The following is a 17,085-nucleotide window of genomic DNA, read 5'->3' as shown; positions in this document are numbered from 1 at the left end:
AACGTAGCATGGCCGCCGTTGTTAGTTAGCTAACGATTGTTGCGGAGAAGCTCCATGCAAAACAAAGTCGATGTCGCTGTGATGATTGGCAGTGGCGTACCCGAAACCCTGCGTGCGCTGGGTCAGAAGGCTTGTTGGGTCGTGCTGCTCAACGGTGAGCAGCGTGGCACCGTCTTCGCCAGCCGTGATGAAGCCGAGGAGTGCAGGGCCGCCTGGCAAGCGCTGTTGCGCATGGAACAGTCAGACAGCCTGCATTGAGGGGCGTTATTGCGCTTGGTGCAGACGCTGGTTCAGTTCATCCACGGCCATCGCCCATTCAGCGTCTTCCCGAAGTTCTTCCTTGAGAAACTGAGCCTGCTGGGGCGTCCAGAAGGGCGCGTCGATCAGCTTGACGTCGTCGGCCAAAGGATGGGCAGCGATAAACGCGTCGATGTCCTTCGGGGTGGAATCCAGGCCCAGTTGATCAAACAGGGTTTCAAGGGTTGGTACTGGCGCATCCATATCGTTCTCCATGCCGGTTTTGGGGGGGGTATGCATCGGAGGCTTGTCGCGCAGTAGAGTTCTATCGGATTCTCAGGAGGTCAACGCCCCTGAGTCCACCGCTGTCTTGAGGGCCCTGGCGGCTTCTTTTGCCGCGACGGCGGCGGCGTCCGCGGTCTTGAACCAACGATCTTTTTCCACTTGGTGCATTGTGATCGTGGTCAAGGGGGGCTTGGCACGCATTACGATAACTGCTTGGAATTCTCCGTCTACTTCCTTGGCTTCGCCATGGATAAAAAATTCGCCAATATCAAATTCCGTCACGTATAACCTTCCCTTCAAGGTAACTGCACTGATGAAACCTGACCCGCACGGGGCAAACTTCAATGGACGGGCCAGTATGGCAGTTGTTGAGGGGCGACGGCGCGGTAAAGTCATCCAGGTGACGAAACGATCCCGCCGTGCGGGGCGTGCAGGGCGGCCTCGAGGGTTTTTGCCAGTTCGCAGGCGCGGATATGGTTGCTGCGAAAGCCTTTGATCCTGCCGCTGGTGACTTCCAGAATATGAAAGAAGTTGCGTCCGGCTGGTACAACTTGATAAAGCACGGAGTTTGAGTACCCATCATGGCTGTGCAAGCAGTAGTATTGGCGCTCGTCTTGATAGGATGAGTGAGTGCTGGAAGACGTAGCGTTGTGTTGACGTCGTTGCATGGTCAGCTCCTGTCGATCGATCTGGTTGGCCCGCCAGCAGCGGAACGGGTGGTTTTGACCCGTGTTGCTGTTTTAATATTGTCGTCGGCAATCGGTACTCGGTTCCATTCCAGGTGTTTTGTTTTGTGCAGGTTGTCGGAAACTGCGCTTTTTAATTGGGTTATTCTCTGAAGCTGGTCGACCCGTCTTCTCGGGCTGTTAAACCTGTGATTTGCTGTGAAGATCGATGGCCTGCATAAGGCTCGTCGTGTATGCCTGTATTAGTCTTACGGCACCGCAGGGGCGTTTTTTCAGGGTTTTTAATCAATGCGTTGTGTCAGCGTGCCGGTATGGCCGCTTTTTTGTGCTGCCCGTTCCGGCGGACAGTGCTTTTTTTGATCTGGGGGCGTTTCCTTGGCAGTCAGTAATCTGGATATGCACGCGTTATTCGTGCTGGGTGATTTGCGCGCAAAGTTGGTCAAGCAGTTTCAATCCCGTTTTGTTTACATCACTGAACAGACACCGGAAGGCATCTATATCGCCGAGATCGATACAGAATCGGCATTGGTCGTGGATGACAAACAACGCCTTGAACTCAAGGTCGGTGATCATTTTCGTGCCGCGGTATTGCCCAGTCGCGAAGGTGGCAAGTTTGAATTGAAGTTCCGCGATATCAAGTTGACGGTGTATGGCTTGGGCGACTATGCCTTTGTTTCCTCGGCCGAAGGCCAGGGCATTGTGTTCAAGGAAGGTCACAGCGTGATGCTGGTGTTTGCCGCCAACGAACAATTGCAGGAAGGCTTGACCAAAACCCTCAAGGCCGTGACCGGCAAGGCCGCCAAGTGGCGCAAGGGTGAACTGGTGACCTTCAAGGCCAGCGAATAACCCGCTCGTACAGCAAACAGCCTTTATCTCCCGGAACCTCTACTACAGTTGAGTTGACTTAACTATTCAGAGGCTTCGCGCAGTGGCGGCCAAGCCGTCCGTTATTGCAGCGAACACGTGAGGTGCAAAGGCATGAAAGGATTGAGATCCCTGTTGGCGGCGTCCCTGGCGAGCCTGAGTCTGTCGGTGGCTTCGTTGCCGGTTTCGGCTGCACAGGCGCCTGTGCATTTTGCCGACCTGAACTGGGAAAGTGGCAGTCTGATCACCGAAGTGCTGCGCTATATCGTCGAGAAGGGCTATGACCTGCCCACCGACACCTTGCCCGGCACCACCATCACCCTGGAAACCGCACTGGCGAAGAATGACATCCAGGTGATCGGCGAAGAATGGGCAGGCCGCAGTCCGGTGTGGGTCAAGGCCGAGGCCGAAGGCAAGGTGGCCGGGGTGGGCGATACGGTCAAGGGCGCCACCGAAGGCTGGTGGGTGCCGGAGTACGTGGTCAAGGGCGACCCCGCCAAAGGCCTTAAGCCCCTGGCACCAGACCTCAAAAGTGTCGCGGACCTGGCACGTTACAAGGACGTGTTCAAGGACCCCGAATCCCCAGGCAAAGGGCGCTTTCTCAACAGCCCCATTGGCTGGACTTCGGAAGTGGTCAACAAGCAGAAACTCAAGGCCTACGGCCTGGACGACAGCTATGTGAACTTCCGCAGTGGCTCGGGGGCGGCGTTGGATGCCGAGATAACTTCCTCGATTCGTCGCGGTAAGCCAGTGCTGTTCTATTACTGGTCGCCGACGCCCTTGATGGGGCGCTACAAATTGATCCAGCTGGAAGAGCCGGCGTTCGATGCCGAGGCGTGGAAGACGCTGACGGATGCGGACAATCCCGATCCGAAGCCGACACGGTCTTTGGCGTCCAAGTTGAGTATCGGCGTGTCCACGCCGTTCCAGAAAGAACATCCGCAGATTGTCGGGTTCTTCGAGAAAGTCGAGTTCCCGATCGAGCCGCTGAACAAAGCCTTGGCGACCATGAGCGAGAATCACACCGCGCCACGCGACGTCGCGCTGGCGTTCCTCAAGGCGCATCCTGATGTGTGGAAGGCCTGGTTGACGGAGGATGTGGCACAGAAGGTTGAAGCCAGCCTGAAATAGCGTCCCATCCTGCGGCAGAACGCGGGGCAAGAATGTGGAAGCGGGCTTGTCAGCGTGTGCCCGCTTTCACATTGGCTAGCATTCCAGGCTCAGAAGCGGGTTTGCACCGCCACTTCAAACGTGCGCGGCGACCCCAGGTAATACGCCGGCGACACATGGGCAAATTCGGCATACACCTCGTTGGTCAGGTTGCGCACGCGGCCGGTCACCGAGGTGTGGGCGTCCACCTTGTAGCGCAGGAATGTGCCGAACAGGGTGTAGGCCGGCACTGTCTGGGTGTTGGCGTTATCCGCATACACCTGGGCCACATACCGCGCATCCACGCCGCCTTGCCAATCCTCGGAAAAATCATAGGTCAGCCACAGGTTGCCGACGCGCTTGGGCACATTGGTCGGCGTATTGCCCTTGCGCGAGACCACCGCGCCGCTGGCGATTTTTTCGTTGAACTCGTCGTACTCGGCGTCCACCCAGGCGAAGTTGCCTTCGGCGAGTAGTCGCGGTGTGATGCGCAACGAACTGGCCAACTCAATGCCCTTGGACGACTGTGCGCCTACCGGGATGCTGTTGGTGGGGTCCAGCGGGTCGGTGACGGCAAAGTCCTTGCGCTCGATTTTGTAAGCCGCGACGGTGGCCGAACCGCGACCGTCCAGGTAATCGAATTTGCTGCCCACCTCCCACTGTTTGCCGGTCGATACGTCGAATACCTGGGTGGTGGTACTCGGCTGTTCGGCGGCCGTGCTGTATTGCACGTACACGTTGGCCGTCGGGATGAACTGGTAGGTCAGGCCCGCGCGCCCGGTCACCGGCTCCCAACTGCGCGTGAAGTGCCGTGGACTGCTGGCGGTTATCGCGCCATGGTTGGTGACATCCAGGTCGATAGCGTCGTAGCGCAGGCCCGTCAGCAATGTCAGTTTATCGGTCAGGCCCAGGCGATTTTCCACGAACAGCGCTTTGGTGGTGACCTCGTTGGTCTTGTCGCTGATAAAGCCCGGTCGGGTGCCTGGGATGTCGTAAAAGTACCCCGGGTCGTAATGGTCAGGATCGACCGTGCTGTTGCCTGCGGCTCTCAGCGGGCTGTTGGTCGTGCTGTTGACCTTGTATTCGAAGCCGCCGGACCAGGTGGTGGCGAGGCCGAAGACGCGGTCGTCGTGGCGCAACTCGAACTGGTTGCCGTTCTGCTCACCCTGATGACGCACCTGGTACGCGGTCGAGCGGTTCACCGCGCTGTTGTCGGCGTTGTACTGGTAGGTCTCCAGGTTGCGGTAATCGCGCTGGCTGTCCAGGTGATACAGGGTGTTTTTCAGTGTGGTGCTGTCGTTGATCCGGTAGTCGATGATCGAACGCGCCCAGAGCGTGCGCTGTTCGTAACGACCGTCGGCGACGTTGTAATTGTTGAAACGGTTGTGTTTATCGATCTTCAGCTCGCCGGCCTTGGGGTTCAGCACCGGCGTGCCCCAGTACGGGCTGTCTTCATGTTCGTCCTGGTATTCCAGGGCCAGGGTATGGGACAGGTTGGGGGTAAGGTCGCTGAGCAGGGAAAACGCTACGCTCCAGGCGTCGCGCTGGTCGCGGTCGATGTAGCTGTGGTTGGTGTTGCGGCTGACGTCCAGGCGTGCGTAATGCTGCACGTCGGCGCTGGGGTCGGTCAGCGCGTGGTTCAGACCGAATGCCATGCCGGCGGTGTCGTAGCTGCCGTAGGTCAGTTGGCCTTCGGCGGCCTGTTCTTCGCGGGTGGCCAGCTTGGTCACGTAGTTCAGCGAACCGCCCACGGAGCCTGCGCCGTTGATCAAGGATGAGGGGCCGCCGACCAGTTCCACCCGATCATAGATCCACGCATCCACCGGCCGGGCCAGGCCGGTGGCGACGTTGATGCCGTTGAACATCTGGGTGATCTGGCTGCTGGTAAACCCACGATACGAGACAAAACCCCCAAACCCCGGCGGTGCGCTGGCGTTGACACCGGGCAAGGTATTGGCTGCATCCCGGAACGTCTTGGCGCCATGGCGCTCGATGTCATTGCGGTTGGCGATCGCCACCGAGGCGGGCGTTTCGCGCACGCTCAACCCCAGCCGCGACGCCACGCCGCTGGACTGGTCCAGGGCCAGGCCGGGTTCGTGGGAGGGTTCGCCATCGATGGTGGTCGGGGCCAGTTCGAGCGCCCAGGCACAGACTGGCAGACAGCCGAACAGGCCTGCCAACAGAGGTAAATGTTTCATGCTTGAATCCTGAAAAACCTGCTTGAAAACAACGCACAGTCGCCCGTACTTCCTTACGGAAACGGTGTCAGTGCAGATCAGAAAGCGCGAGGATCAGGCGAGGGCGGGAGGCGCCCGTGGGTGGGCCGTGGGCCAGGTGAAGCGGGCAGGAATGTCAGCCGCCAGTACGATAGCCGGCGGCGGTGCGTGGGGTTGCGGCAACACCGCGACGTTGAGGCTGGAGTTCAGCGCCGGGCCCATGCCGCCGGTCGAGCACAGCGGGCAACCAAACGCCTTGGACAGCGTCGGCAGGCTTTCATCGGCGGGGGTGGACGGCTTGGGCGCCTGGGTGCGCGGGTCGACGGTACAGAACTGCCCGCCGATGCCGTTGAGCTGCATGCCCACCATCTGACCATGACCAATGCTGCACGCGAACACATTGAACAGGACGCTGCAGTAGAGCATCCAGGCAATGAGCGAGCGGTCGGCACGGGTGATTTTCATGGGGTGGCACTTTACCATCGGCCGCCGACGAAATGCCTGCAAAAAATCTCAGGGGGACTATCCTACTTCGCACAAATTCCGGGAGAGGCCGCCATGAGCTTTATCGTCGCACGATGGATCGTCGGTATTTTCACCTTTGTCAGCATGGTGCATTTGTACTGGGCCGCCGGTGGCAAGCTCGGCAGCCTCGCCGCCATCCCTCAACTTCCCGGCGAATTCGCCAGCGGCCCCCGCCTGGCGTTCAAGCCTTCGGCATTGGGCACCTTGCTGGTGGCGATGGGCCTGGTGGCAATCGCCTTGCTCGTTTGCCTGCGGGCCGGGCTGTATTTTTCGCCGGTGTCCCATGGCGCATTGCAATGGGGCATCAGCGCGATTGCCGTGATCATGTTTGCCAGGGCAATCGGCGATTCGGAGCTGGTGGGTTTTTTCAAAAAGGTCGGTGGTTCGCGGTTTGCACGGTGGGATACGTATTTTTATTCGCCGTTGTGCCTGTTGTTGGGCGCCGGGTTGTTGGTGGTGGCGTGGAGTTGATCGCCTGATCGCGCAGCGAGCTTTCACCCGCCTGCAGACCCGCCCCGTGGATTTGGGCGCTTACCGATAGGCGTTGATCCTGCCCACCTGTCAGGCAGCGACCGTTATCCGGATCGTAGTAGCGGTGGCGATGGTAGTGCAGCCCGCTTTCCCGGTCGAAGTATTGACCTTGGAAGCGCAGCGGGTTTTCGATTTTTTCGACGTCCAATCGTGTGATCCGGCCATCGGCGCGGTAGTGCGCGGACCACACGATTTCGCCGTCGGGCGTGGTGAGTTCCTGCGCGGTGCCAAGGTGATCCAGTTGGTAGTGGAAAGGCGTGGTGTGCTGTGGGCCGAAGCCTTCCAGCAGGGCCAGTGGGCGGACACTGTCGGGTTCGTAGACGTAGCTGCGATGCCGTTGCGCGTGGTGCTCGGCGATCAGTCTGTCGCCTTGCCAGAAAAACTCGGTGGTCGTGCCGGCGACGGTTTTGCTGATGCGGCGACCAAACGGGTCGTAGCGGTAGTGGACAGTTTGGCCGTTGGGGCGGGTGAGGCCGATCAGACGCTGCTGGCAGTCGTAGCGGTATTCGGTAACGACAGAGTGGGCCTGGCCACGCCGTTCGCGGATGAGATTGCCAAAGGCGTCGTAGTCGTAGTGGCGGTCATCCTGGAGCGTCAGACGGTTACCCGCCGGCGTGTAGGCGAAGCGTTCCTGTGGGGCCTGGGAATGATCAGCGCGGACCAGGCGGTTTAGCGTGTCGTAGTGGTAGCGGTGCTCGCCTTTGCGGGTGTCGAGCAAGTACCTGAGGTTGCCGGCTTTGTCGTAGCTGTACTGGCGGCGGTAGCGAGTGCCTTCGATATCGCAGATGCCATGGTTGAACAGGCGTGCATGCTCATCGTATTGGTAACTGCTGAGCAGTTTGCCTTGGGCGCGTTGGTGTTCTCGGCCGGCGTCGAACAGGTGAGACGTCAACAGCGCGCCATTGAGTTCAACGGTCGCAAGGTGGCCGCCCTTGTCATGGTTGAACCCTAGCTGGTTGTTGTCCGGCAGGCGCAGGTATTTGAGTCGGCCGCAGGCGTCGTAGCCATAACGGAGTGTGCCCCAGCCCTGGTGTTCGGCGATCAGGCGGTTTTGCGGGTCGTATTCGTAGGTAAGCGGGCGGTAGCCGTCGTCGACGCTGAGGAGGTTGCCCTGGCGGTCGTAGGTATATTCAACAATGCCGCCATCGGGCAGGGTTTTCCTGACCAACCGGCCGGCGTGGTCTCGCCGGTAACGGGTGACGAGCTGACTTCCGTCGGTGCCGTGTGCGGTTTTTTCCAGCAGCTGACCGTTGAGGTCGTAGGCATAGGCGGTGCGTCGGCCGTCGAAGTCGATTTCCTGCTGGAGCCGGCCGTTGGGGTGATAGTCGAAGCGGTAGATTTCGCCGACTTCGTTTTCGATTTCGGCGAGCAACAATCGCACGTGGTCGTAGCGGTAGTTGACCTGGGTGCCGTCCGCATTGATGCGCCGGCTGATCAGGGGCAGACCGTCGGTGTATTCGTAGCGAGTGACGTGCCCCAGTTCATCGCGTTCGGCGGTGATTCTTCCGTAGGGGTTGTAGCTGTATTCCCGCGTGCCACCGCCGGGCATGACCACACGAACCAATCGTCCGACACCGTCCCACTGGTACTGGGTCGCCACCCCATGCTTGTCCTCCTGCGCCACCCTCCGCCCGAGATCGTCATAGCGATAGCGCTTCACACTGCCGTTTGGCCAGTGTTCTTCAAGCAACTGCCCACGCTCATTCCACCACCGCCGCAGGCAGCTATGGTCGGGAAACCAAACCCCGATCAGTTGGCCATACTGGTTGTAGCTATAGTCGGTAACGTTGCCATCGGGGTCGGTCTGACGGATGACATTGCCTTGGTCGTTATGTGCGTAGTTCCAAACTGCCTGGCCACGACGTACAACTCTTAAGAGTCCATTGTCATACTCGTAGGACATTGGCTCATCTTCCCCCGGAAAAAAAGCGACCAAGCATCCAGCGTCGTCGTACTGATACGCCGTTACCGCGCCGAGGGGGTCTTGCTCGACTGTGAGACGGCCCTTGTCGTCATAGGATCTGAAATGCTTGGCGCCATCCGGACCCACCCGCTGCACCCGCCGTGCCCGAACATAGGTTGCCTGGCTCCCATCGGCGTTGTGAAGGGTCACGCTACCGTCGTCCCCCCAGGCATACCGCGTGTCCATCTGCAAGAAACTCGCCCAATGCCGGACACATCGCGCCGCCTTGCCAGCCCGTTCCCAAGCCCAAAAGAAGCGCGCGCCGCCGGCTAACTGGCGTTCAAGGATCAAGTGTTGCTCGTCGTACCGATAGGTCTCGCTTTCCCCTACGGCATTGGTCGCCGAAACCAGTCTTCCAATGTCGTCATAGGTGTAGGAAACCACGGTCTGTTCGGTCATCCAATCCCCTGCCGCACCGCCCTCGGGCCGCTGAACCTGGTAATCGAGGGCCACCAAGCGGCCGCGCTCATAACGGAAAAACAGCGAGCGACCGACACCGTTATCCAGGCGTTCAATGTGCCCCAACACATCGCGGACAATTCGCAGCCGGTTGCCGTAGGCATCGCTGATCGCGGTCAGCACACCGTGGCAGAAGTGGTAGAAGCGCGATGCCTGGCACAGCACCAGCTCATCCGACCGCGCCCCCCGGTAGATCGCGGCGTCGGCCTGGCGATTGCCGGTTGTCGGTCGCGTCTCGGTCGGCAAGGGCAGGGCGGTCGATCGGTGCTCATGGTCGATCCACACCGCCGAGGCGTCTGTCAGCGTCAGCCGATGCGCCAGCGAGTGGCTCCAGCCAACCCCCAATCCGCAGTCCACATCCACCGCACGGGGGTGATAGCACCGCGTCCATTCGAACGGCAGGAGCCCGTCCAGTGCGGCATCGGTCAGCCTCAGCGAATCCAGTGCGCCATACCCGGCGTTGACCTGCTGGGGATACTCGGCCCGGCGTTGATGCACGCCATCCAGCTCAGGTGTGATAAAGGCAATGTGGGAAGCGTTAGTCATCCGTGACGTCTCGGCAAAGGGTAAGACGTCGGAGTCTGCCGCGGAAAAAAGACGCTGGACGAACGGCTGGAAAAATCAGAAGGGGCTGACACGCCCAGGGAAAATCCCGCGAAAAAGCAATTGAAAGGGCTACCCAAAAAGTCGATCCGACCGATTGCGAGACCGCCCGTCATCGTTCGCGCAAATAAAACCACTCGTCTTGCCGCCCGGTTTCCAGATATCGGCCGGCGAGTTGAGCCCGCGTTGTGGCGATCCTTCAATCCGTGCGATAAGGCAATTTAGTGGCCCCTTTGTAACAAAATTCTCGCCAGAATCGCTTTTATTTTCAGCTGGTTAGGTGAGGAAGCAAATGCGCAATGTAGGAATCATGCTGATCGCCTGTTCCCTGGCCGGCGGCGCGGCTGCCGTACAGGCGCGGGAGTTGCGCGAGGGCGACAAGTACATGTGCAGTTGGGGCGCGGGTACGGCCGCCAGGGCACAGGAACTCAAGCTGTCGGGCGTTTCACTGTATGCCGCGCGGCAGAAGATCCAGACCATCAAGTTCAACAAGTCATGGATGCGGATGATGGCCATGGGCATCACCGAGCAGACCTATGACAGCCGTTCACGGCTCAAGCCCGAGGCGATTCGCCAGAGTTTCTATCAGGATTGCGTGCGCTACAAAGTGGCGCGCAAATAAGGCGCTTCTTGCTGGTCGAGCAGCGCGGTTTACAAATCCACGACAATCTCAGTGTTTCTATTTGCATACAATTGCCCCCGTCATTGAGGAGGTTGGTATGCAAACGCTTTTTCCCGGGGCGACGTCGGATGATGTCGCCGCGCTGTTCCTGATCGCCGACGTTCGCTGCCAGAAGAGCAGGGCGCATTAAAATGATGACCCCTCCGGAGCCCCGGTCGCCCGACAGCTTGCGCTACTTCGCAGTCGCGGTGTTGTGCGTTGCGGTGTTGCTGGGGATCTATTTCGTACAACTCAATGCCAAAGTCGACCGCCAGCGTGAACAGACCGTCGAGTACCTGGCTCTCTGCAGGCAAGTGGAGCGCGTGGCCAGTGCCGCCTCGGCAAACAGGATTGAACTTAGCGATACGTGCAAACAGTTGAGCGGACAGTCATCGAAAAGTCTGACGCCGAGATCGATTGATAACCCTTCTTTATAAAGGGAAATAATACTTCAAAGTCGCGATGGTATTTGCACCAAAAAGTGGCACTTATATACCTCCATACCTTGATAAATGTGTGGTTATTGAAGGACTTACGATTGTTTTATTCCGACGAAAGGATTAAAACCATCTTGTTACGGAATTAGGCAATCGGTACTATAGCCGGGCGTTCACCTCCCACGGTTTATGCATTTTTTAAATCCCAAGTTTCCATCAGCTACTTGGGATTTTTTTTGCCTGGGATTTGTTGTCGGCATCAACAAGCTCCGCGCGCATCCGACCATTGTGCTTGGCTTGGTACGAGCAACTCGTCGATGTTCTCGGCAAACTCGAGCATCACACTGTTCCATCCAACTCGCTGGATGAGATTACCGATTTCGGTGGCGAGCAAGTCGATAACCTGCCTGAGCACATTCGAGTGAAGCGCCCTGACGCAGAATCTGCACAGGTCGCCGGACAGAGCGCGGAACTACAGGCGTCGCAGAAAGGATTTGACGATGTGCCGGGTGGTATCGGTAGTGTCCAGCTCGTCCATCGCACTGTAGGCGTGCCAGCGGCAATCGATGATTTCGTTGCACGGCCGTGCTTGCGCGATGTTCACCACCGATGCCTCGAACACATGGTGCAGCGTGTCGCGCGCTTTCAATTCCTGCAGGTACAGCAGTCCGTCGACGTTCAACCCGGTTTCTTCTTCCAGCTCCCGTTCGGCGGCGCCGACCGGGCGCTCATCGCGTTCGACCTTACCGCCCGGCAACGCCCATTTCGATCTGGCTTTGCGCACGAAGAGGATATGCCCCTCGTGTTCGCAAATCACCGTTGCGCGTATTTTCATCGTCTGTGCCCCGCAGCGAGATGTCTGTCATAAAAGTGTAATGCAAATGTCATGCTGGGTGGTGGTGGCGCATCTGCGTGAGGATATAGATACTGGTCGATTGACGACAACGCACGAGGGGAGCAGATGAAGACGGTACGTTGGGGCATGATCGGCTGTGGCAGCGTCACTGAGTTAAAGAGTGGACCTGCTTTCTACAAAGCGCCAGGTTCGGCCCTGGTGGCCGTGATGGGGCGCCGCGAGGAGGCTGTGCGCGATTATGCGGCACGCCACGGCATTGGTCGTTTCTATACCGACGCCCAGGCATTGATCAACGACCCTGAGGTGGACGCGGTGTACATCGCTACACCGCCCGACAGCCACCTCGAATACAGCCTGATGGTCGCGGCCGCCGGCAAGCACTGTTGTGTCGAAAAACCCATGGCGCTGAATGCCGAGCAGGGTGCATTGATGCAGCGCACCTTCGAACGTGCCGGGCTGCATTTGTTTGTGTCCTACTATCGCCGCTCGCTGCCGCGCTTCCAGCAAGTGCGCGACTGGTTGCGCGATGGACGCATCGGCCAACTGCGTCACCTGACCTGGTCCCTGTGCAAGCCGCCAGCCATCGAAGACACCAGTGCCGCCAATTGGCGCACCGACCCGGCCATTGCCGGCGGCGGCTACTTTGCCGACCTGGCCAGCCACGGCTTTGATCTGTTCCAGTACCTGGCCGGCGACATTGTCGAGGTTGCCGGGTTTAGCGCGCGACAGGCCGGACAGTATGCGGCGGAAGACGCGGTGACCGCCTGCTGGACTTTCAGCTCCGGCGCGCTGGGCATGGGCTGCTGGAACTTTGTCGCGGACCGCCGTGAAGATCGCGTCGAGCTGATCGGCACTCTGGGGCGGATCACGTTTGCGGTGTTCGACGACCAGCCGTTGCGGCTTGAAGGGGCGGTCGACGAAGTGCTGGAGGTGCCTTGCCACACGCATATCCAGTGGCACCATGTGCTGGGCATGAACGCCCATATTCGCGGCGAAGCCGAGCACCCCTCGCTGGCGATCGAGGCATTGAAGACCGACCGGATTCTGGACAAGGTGCTGCAACGCAATCCCTATCATCCTGAGTAGTTTTCCTGGCGCCGGCGTTGCATTCACCACTTTCGCCGGACCCTGGCCTGCACTCACAATGCGGGCTTATTTTTTTCAAGGAACAGACGGATGAAATACAAGGCAGCCTGGCTGGCCGTGGGGTGGGTACTGGCAAGCATGGCGACGCAGGCGGCGCCACGTGAGCAACGGCCGGCGGGGGACTTTGATTTTTATGTGCTGTCGCTGTCGTGGTCGCCGACGTTCTGCCTGGCGCACCCGAACAACGAGCAATGCAGCGGCAAAGGCTACGGGTTTGTATTGCATGGGCTATGGCCGCAATACGCGCGGGGTGGCTGGCCGGCGTCGTGCGATACGCAGTCGCGGCTGTCGGCGGATGAGTTGGCCAAAGGCGCGTTGATATTCCCCACGCAGGCATTGCTCAAGCATGAATGGTCCAAACATGGCACCTGCAGCGGCCTGGAAGCCACGCGTTACCTGCAAGCCACCGATGCGGCCTTGGCCACGGTGCAGATCCCGCAGCAATTGCAGCCGTTCAACGTGCCGGGTTACCTGGAGGCACGGGAGATCGAGGCGCTCTTTCGCGAGAGTAACCCGGCCATGGGCAACCATGGCGTGGCGGTGATCTGCAAGGGCAAGGTGCTGTCCGAAGTGCGCGTGTGTCTGAGCAAGGAACTGCGTTTTGCCGGCTGCCCCAAGAGCGTGAAAACCCAGTGCCGGGACGGTGATATCCGCATTCCGGTTCAGCGCTGATCGGGCGCCTGGAGCGAGTGCAATGCGATGGCCGCCGGGGCCTCGGTTGACGTCGACACCCCGACGCGGCCCGCCAGGTAACGCGCTGGCGGCTGGCCCACGGCCTTGCGGAACATGGTGATAAAACCGCTGGCATTTTCATAGCCCAAGTCCAGGGCGACCCGCTGCACGCTTTCGCCCCTGGCCAGTCGTTGCAACGACAGGATCACATGCAACTGCCGACGCCAGCGGCCGAAGCTCAGGCCTGACTCCTCCAGCAACAAGCGCGTCATGCTGCGCTCGCTCATGCCGATGCGCGCCGCCCACTGGCCGAGCGTGGCCTTGTCGCCGGGGTTGGCCAGCAGGCTGTCGGCCAGGCGACGCAGCCTCGGGTCCTGGGGCATCGGCAGGTGCAGGCCTTCGATGGGCGCCTGGGCCAGCTCGTCCAAAAGCGTGTCGATCAAACGCCCCTGCGCACTGTTCACGTCGTACAACTGCGGGAAGCTCACCGCCTTGCTGATCAACTCATGCAACAGGCCGGATACCGACAGGGTGCAGCATTGCGAGGGCAGGGCGCCGGCAGCCTCCGGGTCGATCAGCAGGCAATACAACTCAGCTTCGCCGGCGCCACGCGCGGCGTGGGGCATGCCGCCGGGAATCCACAGCGCACACTGGCGCGGCACAATCCAGATGCCGGCCTCGATTTCGCAATGAATCACCCCGCGCAGCGTGTACATCAACTGGCCTTTGCGGTGGGTGTGCTGAACGTGCTCCCAACGCTCGGACGTACTGGTCGCGCTCACGGCCACCACCGCACGCGGGACCAGATCGGCATCCTTGGCTAACAACGGATCATGCAGGTCCAGGCGATGGCGTTTCATGGTGAGCTCGCAGCTTGGCTGAATTGCGAAACATTCTGGCTATTCTGTGCAATGCCGTCCAGCTTCGCCAGCCTTATAGTGAGACTCCCTCTCATTAAGGAACTCTGCCATGCGACTCGACAGTTCAGCATTTCCCGTGGTGAAGATCGTTTTTGATGCGCCGAATGAAGGCGGGTCGCAGGACAGCTTCGTGATGTTCGAAGGCCTGCTGGCACGTCAGCAATCTTTTGTGTTGCTGTATGAAAAAGCCTTGGACGAACTGAATCACGCGCACTCCTACGAAGAGCGCGGGCACGCCTCGCACTGGATGAAGACACACCGGCAGGCCCTGCGTGCGTATGTCAAAGGCATGATCCAGGTGGAGCCCTGCGCGGCCAAGCGCCGGGCACTCAAGCCGTTCGCCGCGACGTTTGGCAATGCCTGGGGTTATCCGCTGCTGATGGTGGCGTCCAATGACCAGGCGTGGGCGCTGGCGCGGGATGTGCTGGATGAGCAGGTGTCGGATGTGACGTATTTCTAAGCCATACACCGCCTCCCGCCAGTGGGACTGCCGAGCGCATTGAAGTATCCTCCGCGCCCCGCTTACCACTGATTCAAAGAACGATGACAGGACAAGACATGCAGGCGCTGTTGGAGTCGATTCTCGACGAAGTTCGTCCACTGATCGGCCTCGGCAACGTCGCCGACTACATTCCCGCGCTGGCCGACGTGCCCGCCGATCAACTGGGGATCGCCGTGTACGGCAACGACGGCGCAGCCTACTGCGCCGGAGATGCCGATACCCTGTTCTCGGTGCAGAGTATTTCCAAGGTGTTCAGCCTGGTGCAAGCCATCGACCACGGCGGCGAAACCATCTGGGAGCGCCTGGGCCACGAGCCCTCGGGGCAACCGTTCAACTCCCTGGTGCAGCTGGAATTCGAACGCGGCCGCCCGCGCAACCCCTTTATCAATGCCGGCGCGCTGGTGATCTGCGATATCAACCAGTCACGCTTTGCCGTGCCGATTCTGTCGATGCGCGACTTTGTGCGGCGCCTGTCGGGCAACCCGCAGATCCTGGTCAACAGCGTCGTCGCCGAATCGGAAGCGCAACACGGCGCACGCAACGCGGCCATGGCCTACCTGATGAAGTCGTTCGGCAACTTCCATAACGACGTCGACGCGGTGCTCCACAGCTACTTCAACTACTGCGCGTTGCAGATGAGCTGCCTGGACCTGGCCAGGGCGTTCAGTTTCCTGGCCAACGAGGGGGTGAGTGCCCACAACGGCGAGCAGATCCTGACCGCGCGCCAGACCAAGCAGGTCAACTCGATCATGGCCACCAGCGGGCTATATGACGAGGCGGGGAACTTCGCCTATCGCGTGGGTTTGCCGGGCAAGAGCGGGGTCGGCGGCGGTATTGTCGCGGTGGTGCCGGGGCAGTTCACGGTGTGCGTGTGGTCGCCGGAGTTGAACGCGGCGGGGAATTCGCTGGCGGGGATCAAGGCGTTGGAATTGTTGAGTGAGCGGATTGGGTGGTCGGTGTTTTGAGGCCGCTCCCGTGTGTGCAGGAAGCATCACGAATCCAAATGTGGGAGGAGGCTTGCCCCCGATTACAGTGTGTCAGTCAATACAGCTGTGACTGATCTACCGCTATCGGGGGCAAGCCCCCTCCCACATTTTGGTTCGGTCTGCTATCGCCTATCAGGCAATCGCATCCCAGGCCCGATCGCCGTGCTCGTCTTTGATCCGAGTCGGCAGGCCCATCACGTCCAGCGCTTTCAGGAACGGCTCAGCCGGCAGTTCCTCGACGTTGGCCATGCGCTTCACATCCCACTCACCACGCGCTACCAGCAGCGCAGCGGCGACCGGCGGCACGCCGGCGGTGTAGGAGATGCCCTGGCTGTCGGTCTCGGCGTAGGCTTCTTCATGATCGGCCACGTTGTAGATGAACACCTCGCGCGGCTGGCCGTCCTTGGTGCCTTTGACCAGGTCGCCGATGCAGGTCTTGCCGGTGTAGCCGGGGGCGAGCGAAGACGGGTCGGGCAGCACGGCCTTGACCACTTTCAACGGCACCACTTGCAGGCCTTCGGCGGTGGTGACCGGCTTTTCGGAGAGCAGGCCGAGGCTGTTCAGCACGGTGAACACGTTGATGTAATGCTCGCCGAAGCTCATCCAGAAACGCACGTTGGGCACGTCGAGGTTTTTCGACAGCGAGTGAACTTCATCGTGGCCGGTCAGGTACAGGTTCTGCGAACCGACCACAGGTAGGTCGTCGGTACGTTTGACTTCGAACATGGTGTTGCTGGTCCACTGGCTGTTCTGCCAGCTCCACACCTGTCCGGTGAATTCGCGGAAGTTGATTTCCGGGTCGAAATTGGTGGCGAAGTATTTGCCATGGGAGCCGGCATTGACGTCGAGAATGTCGATCGAATCAATGCGGTCGAAATGCTGTTGCTGCGCCAGCGCGGCATACGCGTTGACGACACCCGGGTCGAAGCCCACGCCAAGGATGGCGGTGATGTTCTTCTGTTTGCACTCTTCCAGGTGGTTCCATTCGTAGTTGCCGTACCACGGAGGGGTCTCGCAGATCTTGCCCGGCTCTTCGTGGATGGCGGTGTCGAGGTAAGCCACGCCGGTATCGATGCAGGCACGCAGCACCGACATGTTGAGGAAGGCGGAGCCGACGTTGATGACGATCTGCGATTGTGTCTCGCGGATCAGGGCCTTGGTCGCTTCCACGTCCAGGGCGTTCAGCGCGAAGGCTTGGATGTCGGCGGGTACTTTGAGGCTACCCTTGGCCTTGACGCTGTCGATGATGGCCTGGCATTTGGAGATGTTGCGCGACGCAATAGCAATACGACCGAGTTCGTCGTTGTGCTGCGCACACTTGTGGGCCACCACCTTGGCGACACCTCCTGCACCAATGATAAGAACGTTCTTTTTCAATTGCTTTATC

Annotated in this window: 17 protein-coding genes and 1 pseudogene; 9 read left to right on the top strand and 9 right to left on the bottom strand. The window is 59.9% G+C overall.

Features of this window, described 5'->3' with window-relative positions:
* Window positions 1-54 precede the first annotated feature (54 nt).
* Window positions 55-258, top strand: a complete 204-nt coding sequence (locus tag PverR02_RS17810) for a hypothetical protein (protein WP_017846551.1) — start codon at window positions 55-57, stop codon at window positions 256-258.
* A gap of 6 nt (window positions 259-264) precedes the next feature.
* Here the strand turns inward: PverR02_RS17810 and PverR02_RS17805 are convergent, their stop codons facing one another.
* The 3 genes from PverR02_RS17805 to PverR02_RS31920 all read right to left on the bottom strand — a co-directional run bounded on the left by PverR02_RS17805 (window position 265) and on the right by PverR02_RS31920 (window position 1,190).
* Entirely contained in the window at window positions 265-501 is a 237-nt protein-coding gene (locus PverR02_RS17805; RefSeq protein WP_017846550.1) for a DUF2789 domain-containing protein, read from the bottom strand.
* Window positions 502-573: 72 nt separating this feature from the next.
* Entirely contained in the window at window positions 574-804 is a 231-nt protein-coding gene (locus PverR02_RS17800) for a hypothetical protein (RefSeq protein WP_017846549.1), read from the bottom strand.
* A gap of 110 nt (window positions 805-914) precedes the next feature.
* Window positions 915-1,190 (bottom strand): hypothetical protein, encoded by a 276-nt coding sequence (locus PverR02_RS31920; protein WP_081610137.1) that lies wholly within the window; start codon window positions 1,188-1,190, stop codon window positions 915-917.
* Window positions 1,191-1,604: 414 nt separating this feature from the next.
* Here PverR02_RS31920 and PverR02_RS17795 point away from each other — a divergent pair, with 414 nt between their 5' ends.
* On the top strand, window positions 1,605-2,054 hold the full coding sequence (locus PverR02_RS17795) for a hypothetical protein (protein WP_017846547.1): 450 nt from the start codon (window positions 1,605-1,607) through the stop codon (window positions 2,052-2,054).
* 132 nt (window positions 2,055-2,186) lie between these two features.
* On the top strand, window positions 2,187-3,203 hold the full coding sequence (locus PverR02_RS17790; protein WP_046383697.1) for an ABC transporter substrate-binding protein: 1,017 nt from the start codon (window positions 2,187-2,189) through the stop codon (window positions 3,201-3,203).
* Window positions 3,204-3,292: 89 nt separating this feature from the next.
* Here the strand turns inward: PverR02_RS17790 and PverR02_RS17785 are convergent, their stop codons facing one another.
* Complete coding sequence (locus PverR02_RS17785) at window positions 3,293-5,419, bottom strand: TonB-dependent receptor (protein ID WP_046383696.1); 2,127 nt, start codon at window positions 5,417-5,419, stop codon at window positions 3,293-3,295.
* A gap of 93 nt (window positions 5,420-5,512) precedes the next feature.
* Entirely contained in the window at window positions 5,513-5,902 is a 390-nt protein-coding gene (locus tag PverR02_RS17780; protein WP_046383695.1) for a DUF2946 domain-containing protein, read from the bottom strand.
* Window positions 5,903-5,995: 93 nt separating this feature from the next.
* Here PverR02_RS17780 and PverR02_RS17775 point away from each other — a divergent pair, with 93 nt between their 5' ends.
* Complete coding sequence (locus PverR02_RS17775) at window positions 5,996-6,433, top strand: DUF3995 domain-containing protein (RefSeq protein ID WP_046383694.1); 438 nt, start codon at window positions 5,996-5,998, stop codon at window positions 6,431-6,433.
* A gap of 88 nt (window positions 6,434-6,521) precedes the next feature.
* On the opposite strand, the pseudogene PverR02_RS17770 reads toward PverR02_RS17775, so the two are convergent.
* A pseudogene (locus tag PverR02_RS17770) lies at window positions 6,522-9,350 on the bottom strand (DUF6531 domain-containing protein); the annotation flags it as partial.
* Between the two features lie 460 nt (window positions 9,351-9,810).
* Between PverR02_RS17770 and PverR02_RS17765 the strand changes: the two are divergent.
* Window positions 9,811-10,140 (top strand): hypothetical protein, encoded by a 330-nt coding sequence (locus tag PverR02_RS17765; RefSeq protein WP_026139966.1) that lies wholly within the window; start codon window positions 9,811-9,813, stop codon window positions 10,138-10,140.
* 948 nt (window positions 10,141-11,088) lie between these two features.
* Here PverR02_RS17765 and PverR02_RS17755 read toward each other — a convergent pair.
* Window positions 11,089-11,451: an NUDIX hydrolase gene (locus PverR02_RS17755; protein WP_046383693.1), complete on the bottom strand. Its 363-nt coding sequence runs from the start codon at window positions 11,449-11,451 to the stop codon at window positions 11,089-11,091.
* A 126-nt stretch (window positions 11,452-11,577) separates the two neighbouring features.
* Between PverR02_RS17755 and PverR02_RS17750 the strand changes: the two genes are divergently transcribed.
* Both PverR02_RS17750 and PverR02_RS17745 read left to right on the top strand, forming a co-directional pair.
* Window positions 11,578-12,558: a Gfo/Idh/MocA family protein gene (locus PverR02_RS17750; protein ID WP_079444047.1), complete on the top strand. Its 981-nt coding sequence runs from the start codon at window positions 11,578-11,580 to the stop codon at window positions 12,556-12,558.
* 90 nt (window positions 12,559-12,648) lie between these two features.
* The gene (locus PverR02_RS17745; protein WP_046383691.1) at window positions 12,649-13,290 is read left to right on the top strand and encodes a ribonuclease T2 family protein; all 642 of its coding nucleotides are present in this window, start codon (window positions 12,649-12,651) and stop codon (window positions 13,288-13,290) included.
* On the opposite strand, the gene PverR02_RS17740 is transcribed toward PverR02_RS17745, so the two are convergent.
* A complete protein-coding gene (locus tag PverR02_RS17740) occupies window positions 13,281-14,150 on the bottom strand; it encodes an AraC family transcriptional regulator (RefSeq protein ID WP_057004683.1) in 870 nt (289 codons plus the stop codon). The two genes, PverR02_RS17745 and PverR02_RS17740, sit on opposite strands and share 10 nt — an antisense overlap.
* 109 nt (window positions 14,151-14,259) lie before the next feature.
* On the opposite strand from PverR02_RS17740, the gene PverR02_RS17735 reads away from it, so the two are divergent.
* The gene (locus tag PverR02_RS17735; RefSeq protein ID WP_079444046.1) at window positions 14,260-14,670 is read left to right on the top strand and encodes a hypothetical protein; all 411 of its coding nucleotides are present in this window, start codon (window positions 14,260-14,262) and stop codon (window positions 14,668-14,670) included.
* Between the two features lie 98 nt (window positions 14,671-14,768).
* Window positions 14,769-15,677 carry a glutaminase B gene (glsB, locus tag PverR02_RS17730; protein WP_079444045.1) on the top strand — a complete coding sequence of 303 codons (909 nt, stop codon included), beginning with the start codon at window positions 14,769-14,771 and terminating at the stop codon, window positions 15,675-15,677.
* Window positions 15,678-15,830: 153 nt separating this feature from the next.
* On the opposite strand, the gene PverR02_RS17725 is transcribed toward glsB, so the two are convergent.
* Window positions 15,831-17,075, bottom strand: coding sequence for a saccharopine dehydrogenase family protein (locus tag PverR02_RS17725; RefSeq protein WP_017846534.1), 1,245 nt, complete (start codon window positions 17,073-17,075; stop codon window positions 15,831-15,833).
* Between the last annotated feature and the right edge of the window lie 10 nt (window positions 17,076-17,085).

The sequence above is a fragment of the Pseudomonas veronii genome (assembly GCF_002028325.1).
Classification (GTDB): Bacteria; Pseudomonadota; Gammaproteobacteria; order Pseudomonadales; family Pseudomonadaceae; genus Aquipseudomonas; species Aquipseudomonas veronii.
The sequence above is the reverse complement of the archived record's forward strand: the minus strand, read 5'-3'. Positions and strand labels throughout refer to the sequence as shown.

Excerpts from the sequence above, each read along its gene's own strand:
- PverR02_RS17810 (WP_017846551.1), top strand. The coding sequence starts at position 55 with ATGCAAAACAAAGTCGATGTCGCTGTGATGATTGGCAGTGGCGTACCC.
- PverR02_RS17805 (WP_017846550.1), bottom strand. The coding sequence starts at position 501 with ATGGATGCGCCAGTACCAACCCTTGAAACCCTGTTTGATCAACTGGGC.
- PverR02_RS31920 (WP_081610137.1), bottom strand. The coding sequence starts at position 1,190 with ATGCAACGACGTCAACACAACGCTACGTCTTCCAGCACTCACTCATCC.
- PverR02_RS17795 (WP_017846547.1), top strand. The coding sequence starts at position 1,605 with ATGCACGCGTTATTCGTGCTGGGTGATTTGCGCGCAAAGTTGGTCAAG.
- PverR02_RS17790 (WP_046383697.1), top strand. The coding sequence starts at position 2,187 with ATGAAAGGATTGAGATCCCTGTTGGCGGCGTCCCTGGCGAGCCTGAGT.
- PverR02_RS17785 (WP_046383696.1), bottom strand. The coding sequence starts at position 5,419 with ATGAAACATTTACCTCTGTTGGCAGGCCTGTTCGGCTGTCTGCCAGTC.
- PverR02_RS17780 (WP_046383695.1), bottom strand. The coding sequence starts at position 5,902 with ATGAAAATCACCCGTGCCGACCGCTCGCTCATTGCCTGGATGCTCTAC.
- PverR02_RS17775 (WP_046383694.1), top strand. The coding sequence starts at position 5,996 with ATGAGCTTTATCGTCGCACGATGGATCGTCGGTATTTTCACCTTTGTC.
- PverR02_RS17765 (WP_026139966.1), top strand. The coding sequence starts at position 9,811 with ATGCGCAATGTAGGAATCATGCTGATCGCCTGTTCCCTGGCCGGCGGC.
- PverR02_RS17755 (WP_046383693.1), bottom strand. The coding sequence starts at position 11,451 with ATGAAAATACGCGCAACGGTGATTTGCGAACACGAGGGGCATATCCTC.
- PverR02_RS17750 (WP_079444047.1), top strand. The coding sequence starts at position 11,578 with ATGAAGACGGTACGTTGGGGCATGATCGGCTGTGGCAGCGTCACTGAG.
- PverR02_RS17745 (WP_046383691.1), top strand. The coding sequence starts at position 12,649 with ATGAAATACAAGGCAGCCTGGCTGGCCGTGGGGTGGGTACTGGCAAGC.
- PverR02_RS17740 (WP_057004683.1), bottom strand. The coding sequence starts at position 14,150 with ATGAAACGCCATCGCCTGGACCTGCATGATCCGTTGTTAGCCAAGGAT.
- PverR02_RS17735 (WP_079444046.1), top strand. The coding sequence starts at position 14,260 with ATGCGACTCGACAGTTCAGCATTTCCCGTGGTGAAGATCGTTTTTGAT.
- glsB (WP_079444045.1), top strand. The coding sequence starts at position 14,769 with ATGCAGGCGCTGTTGGAGTCGATTCTCGACGAAGTTCGTCCACTGATC.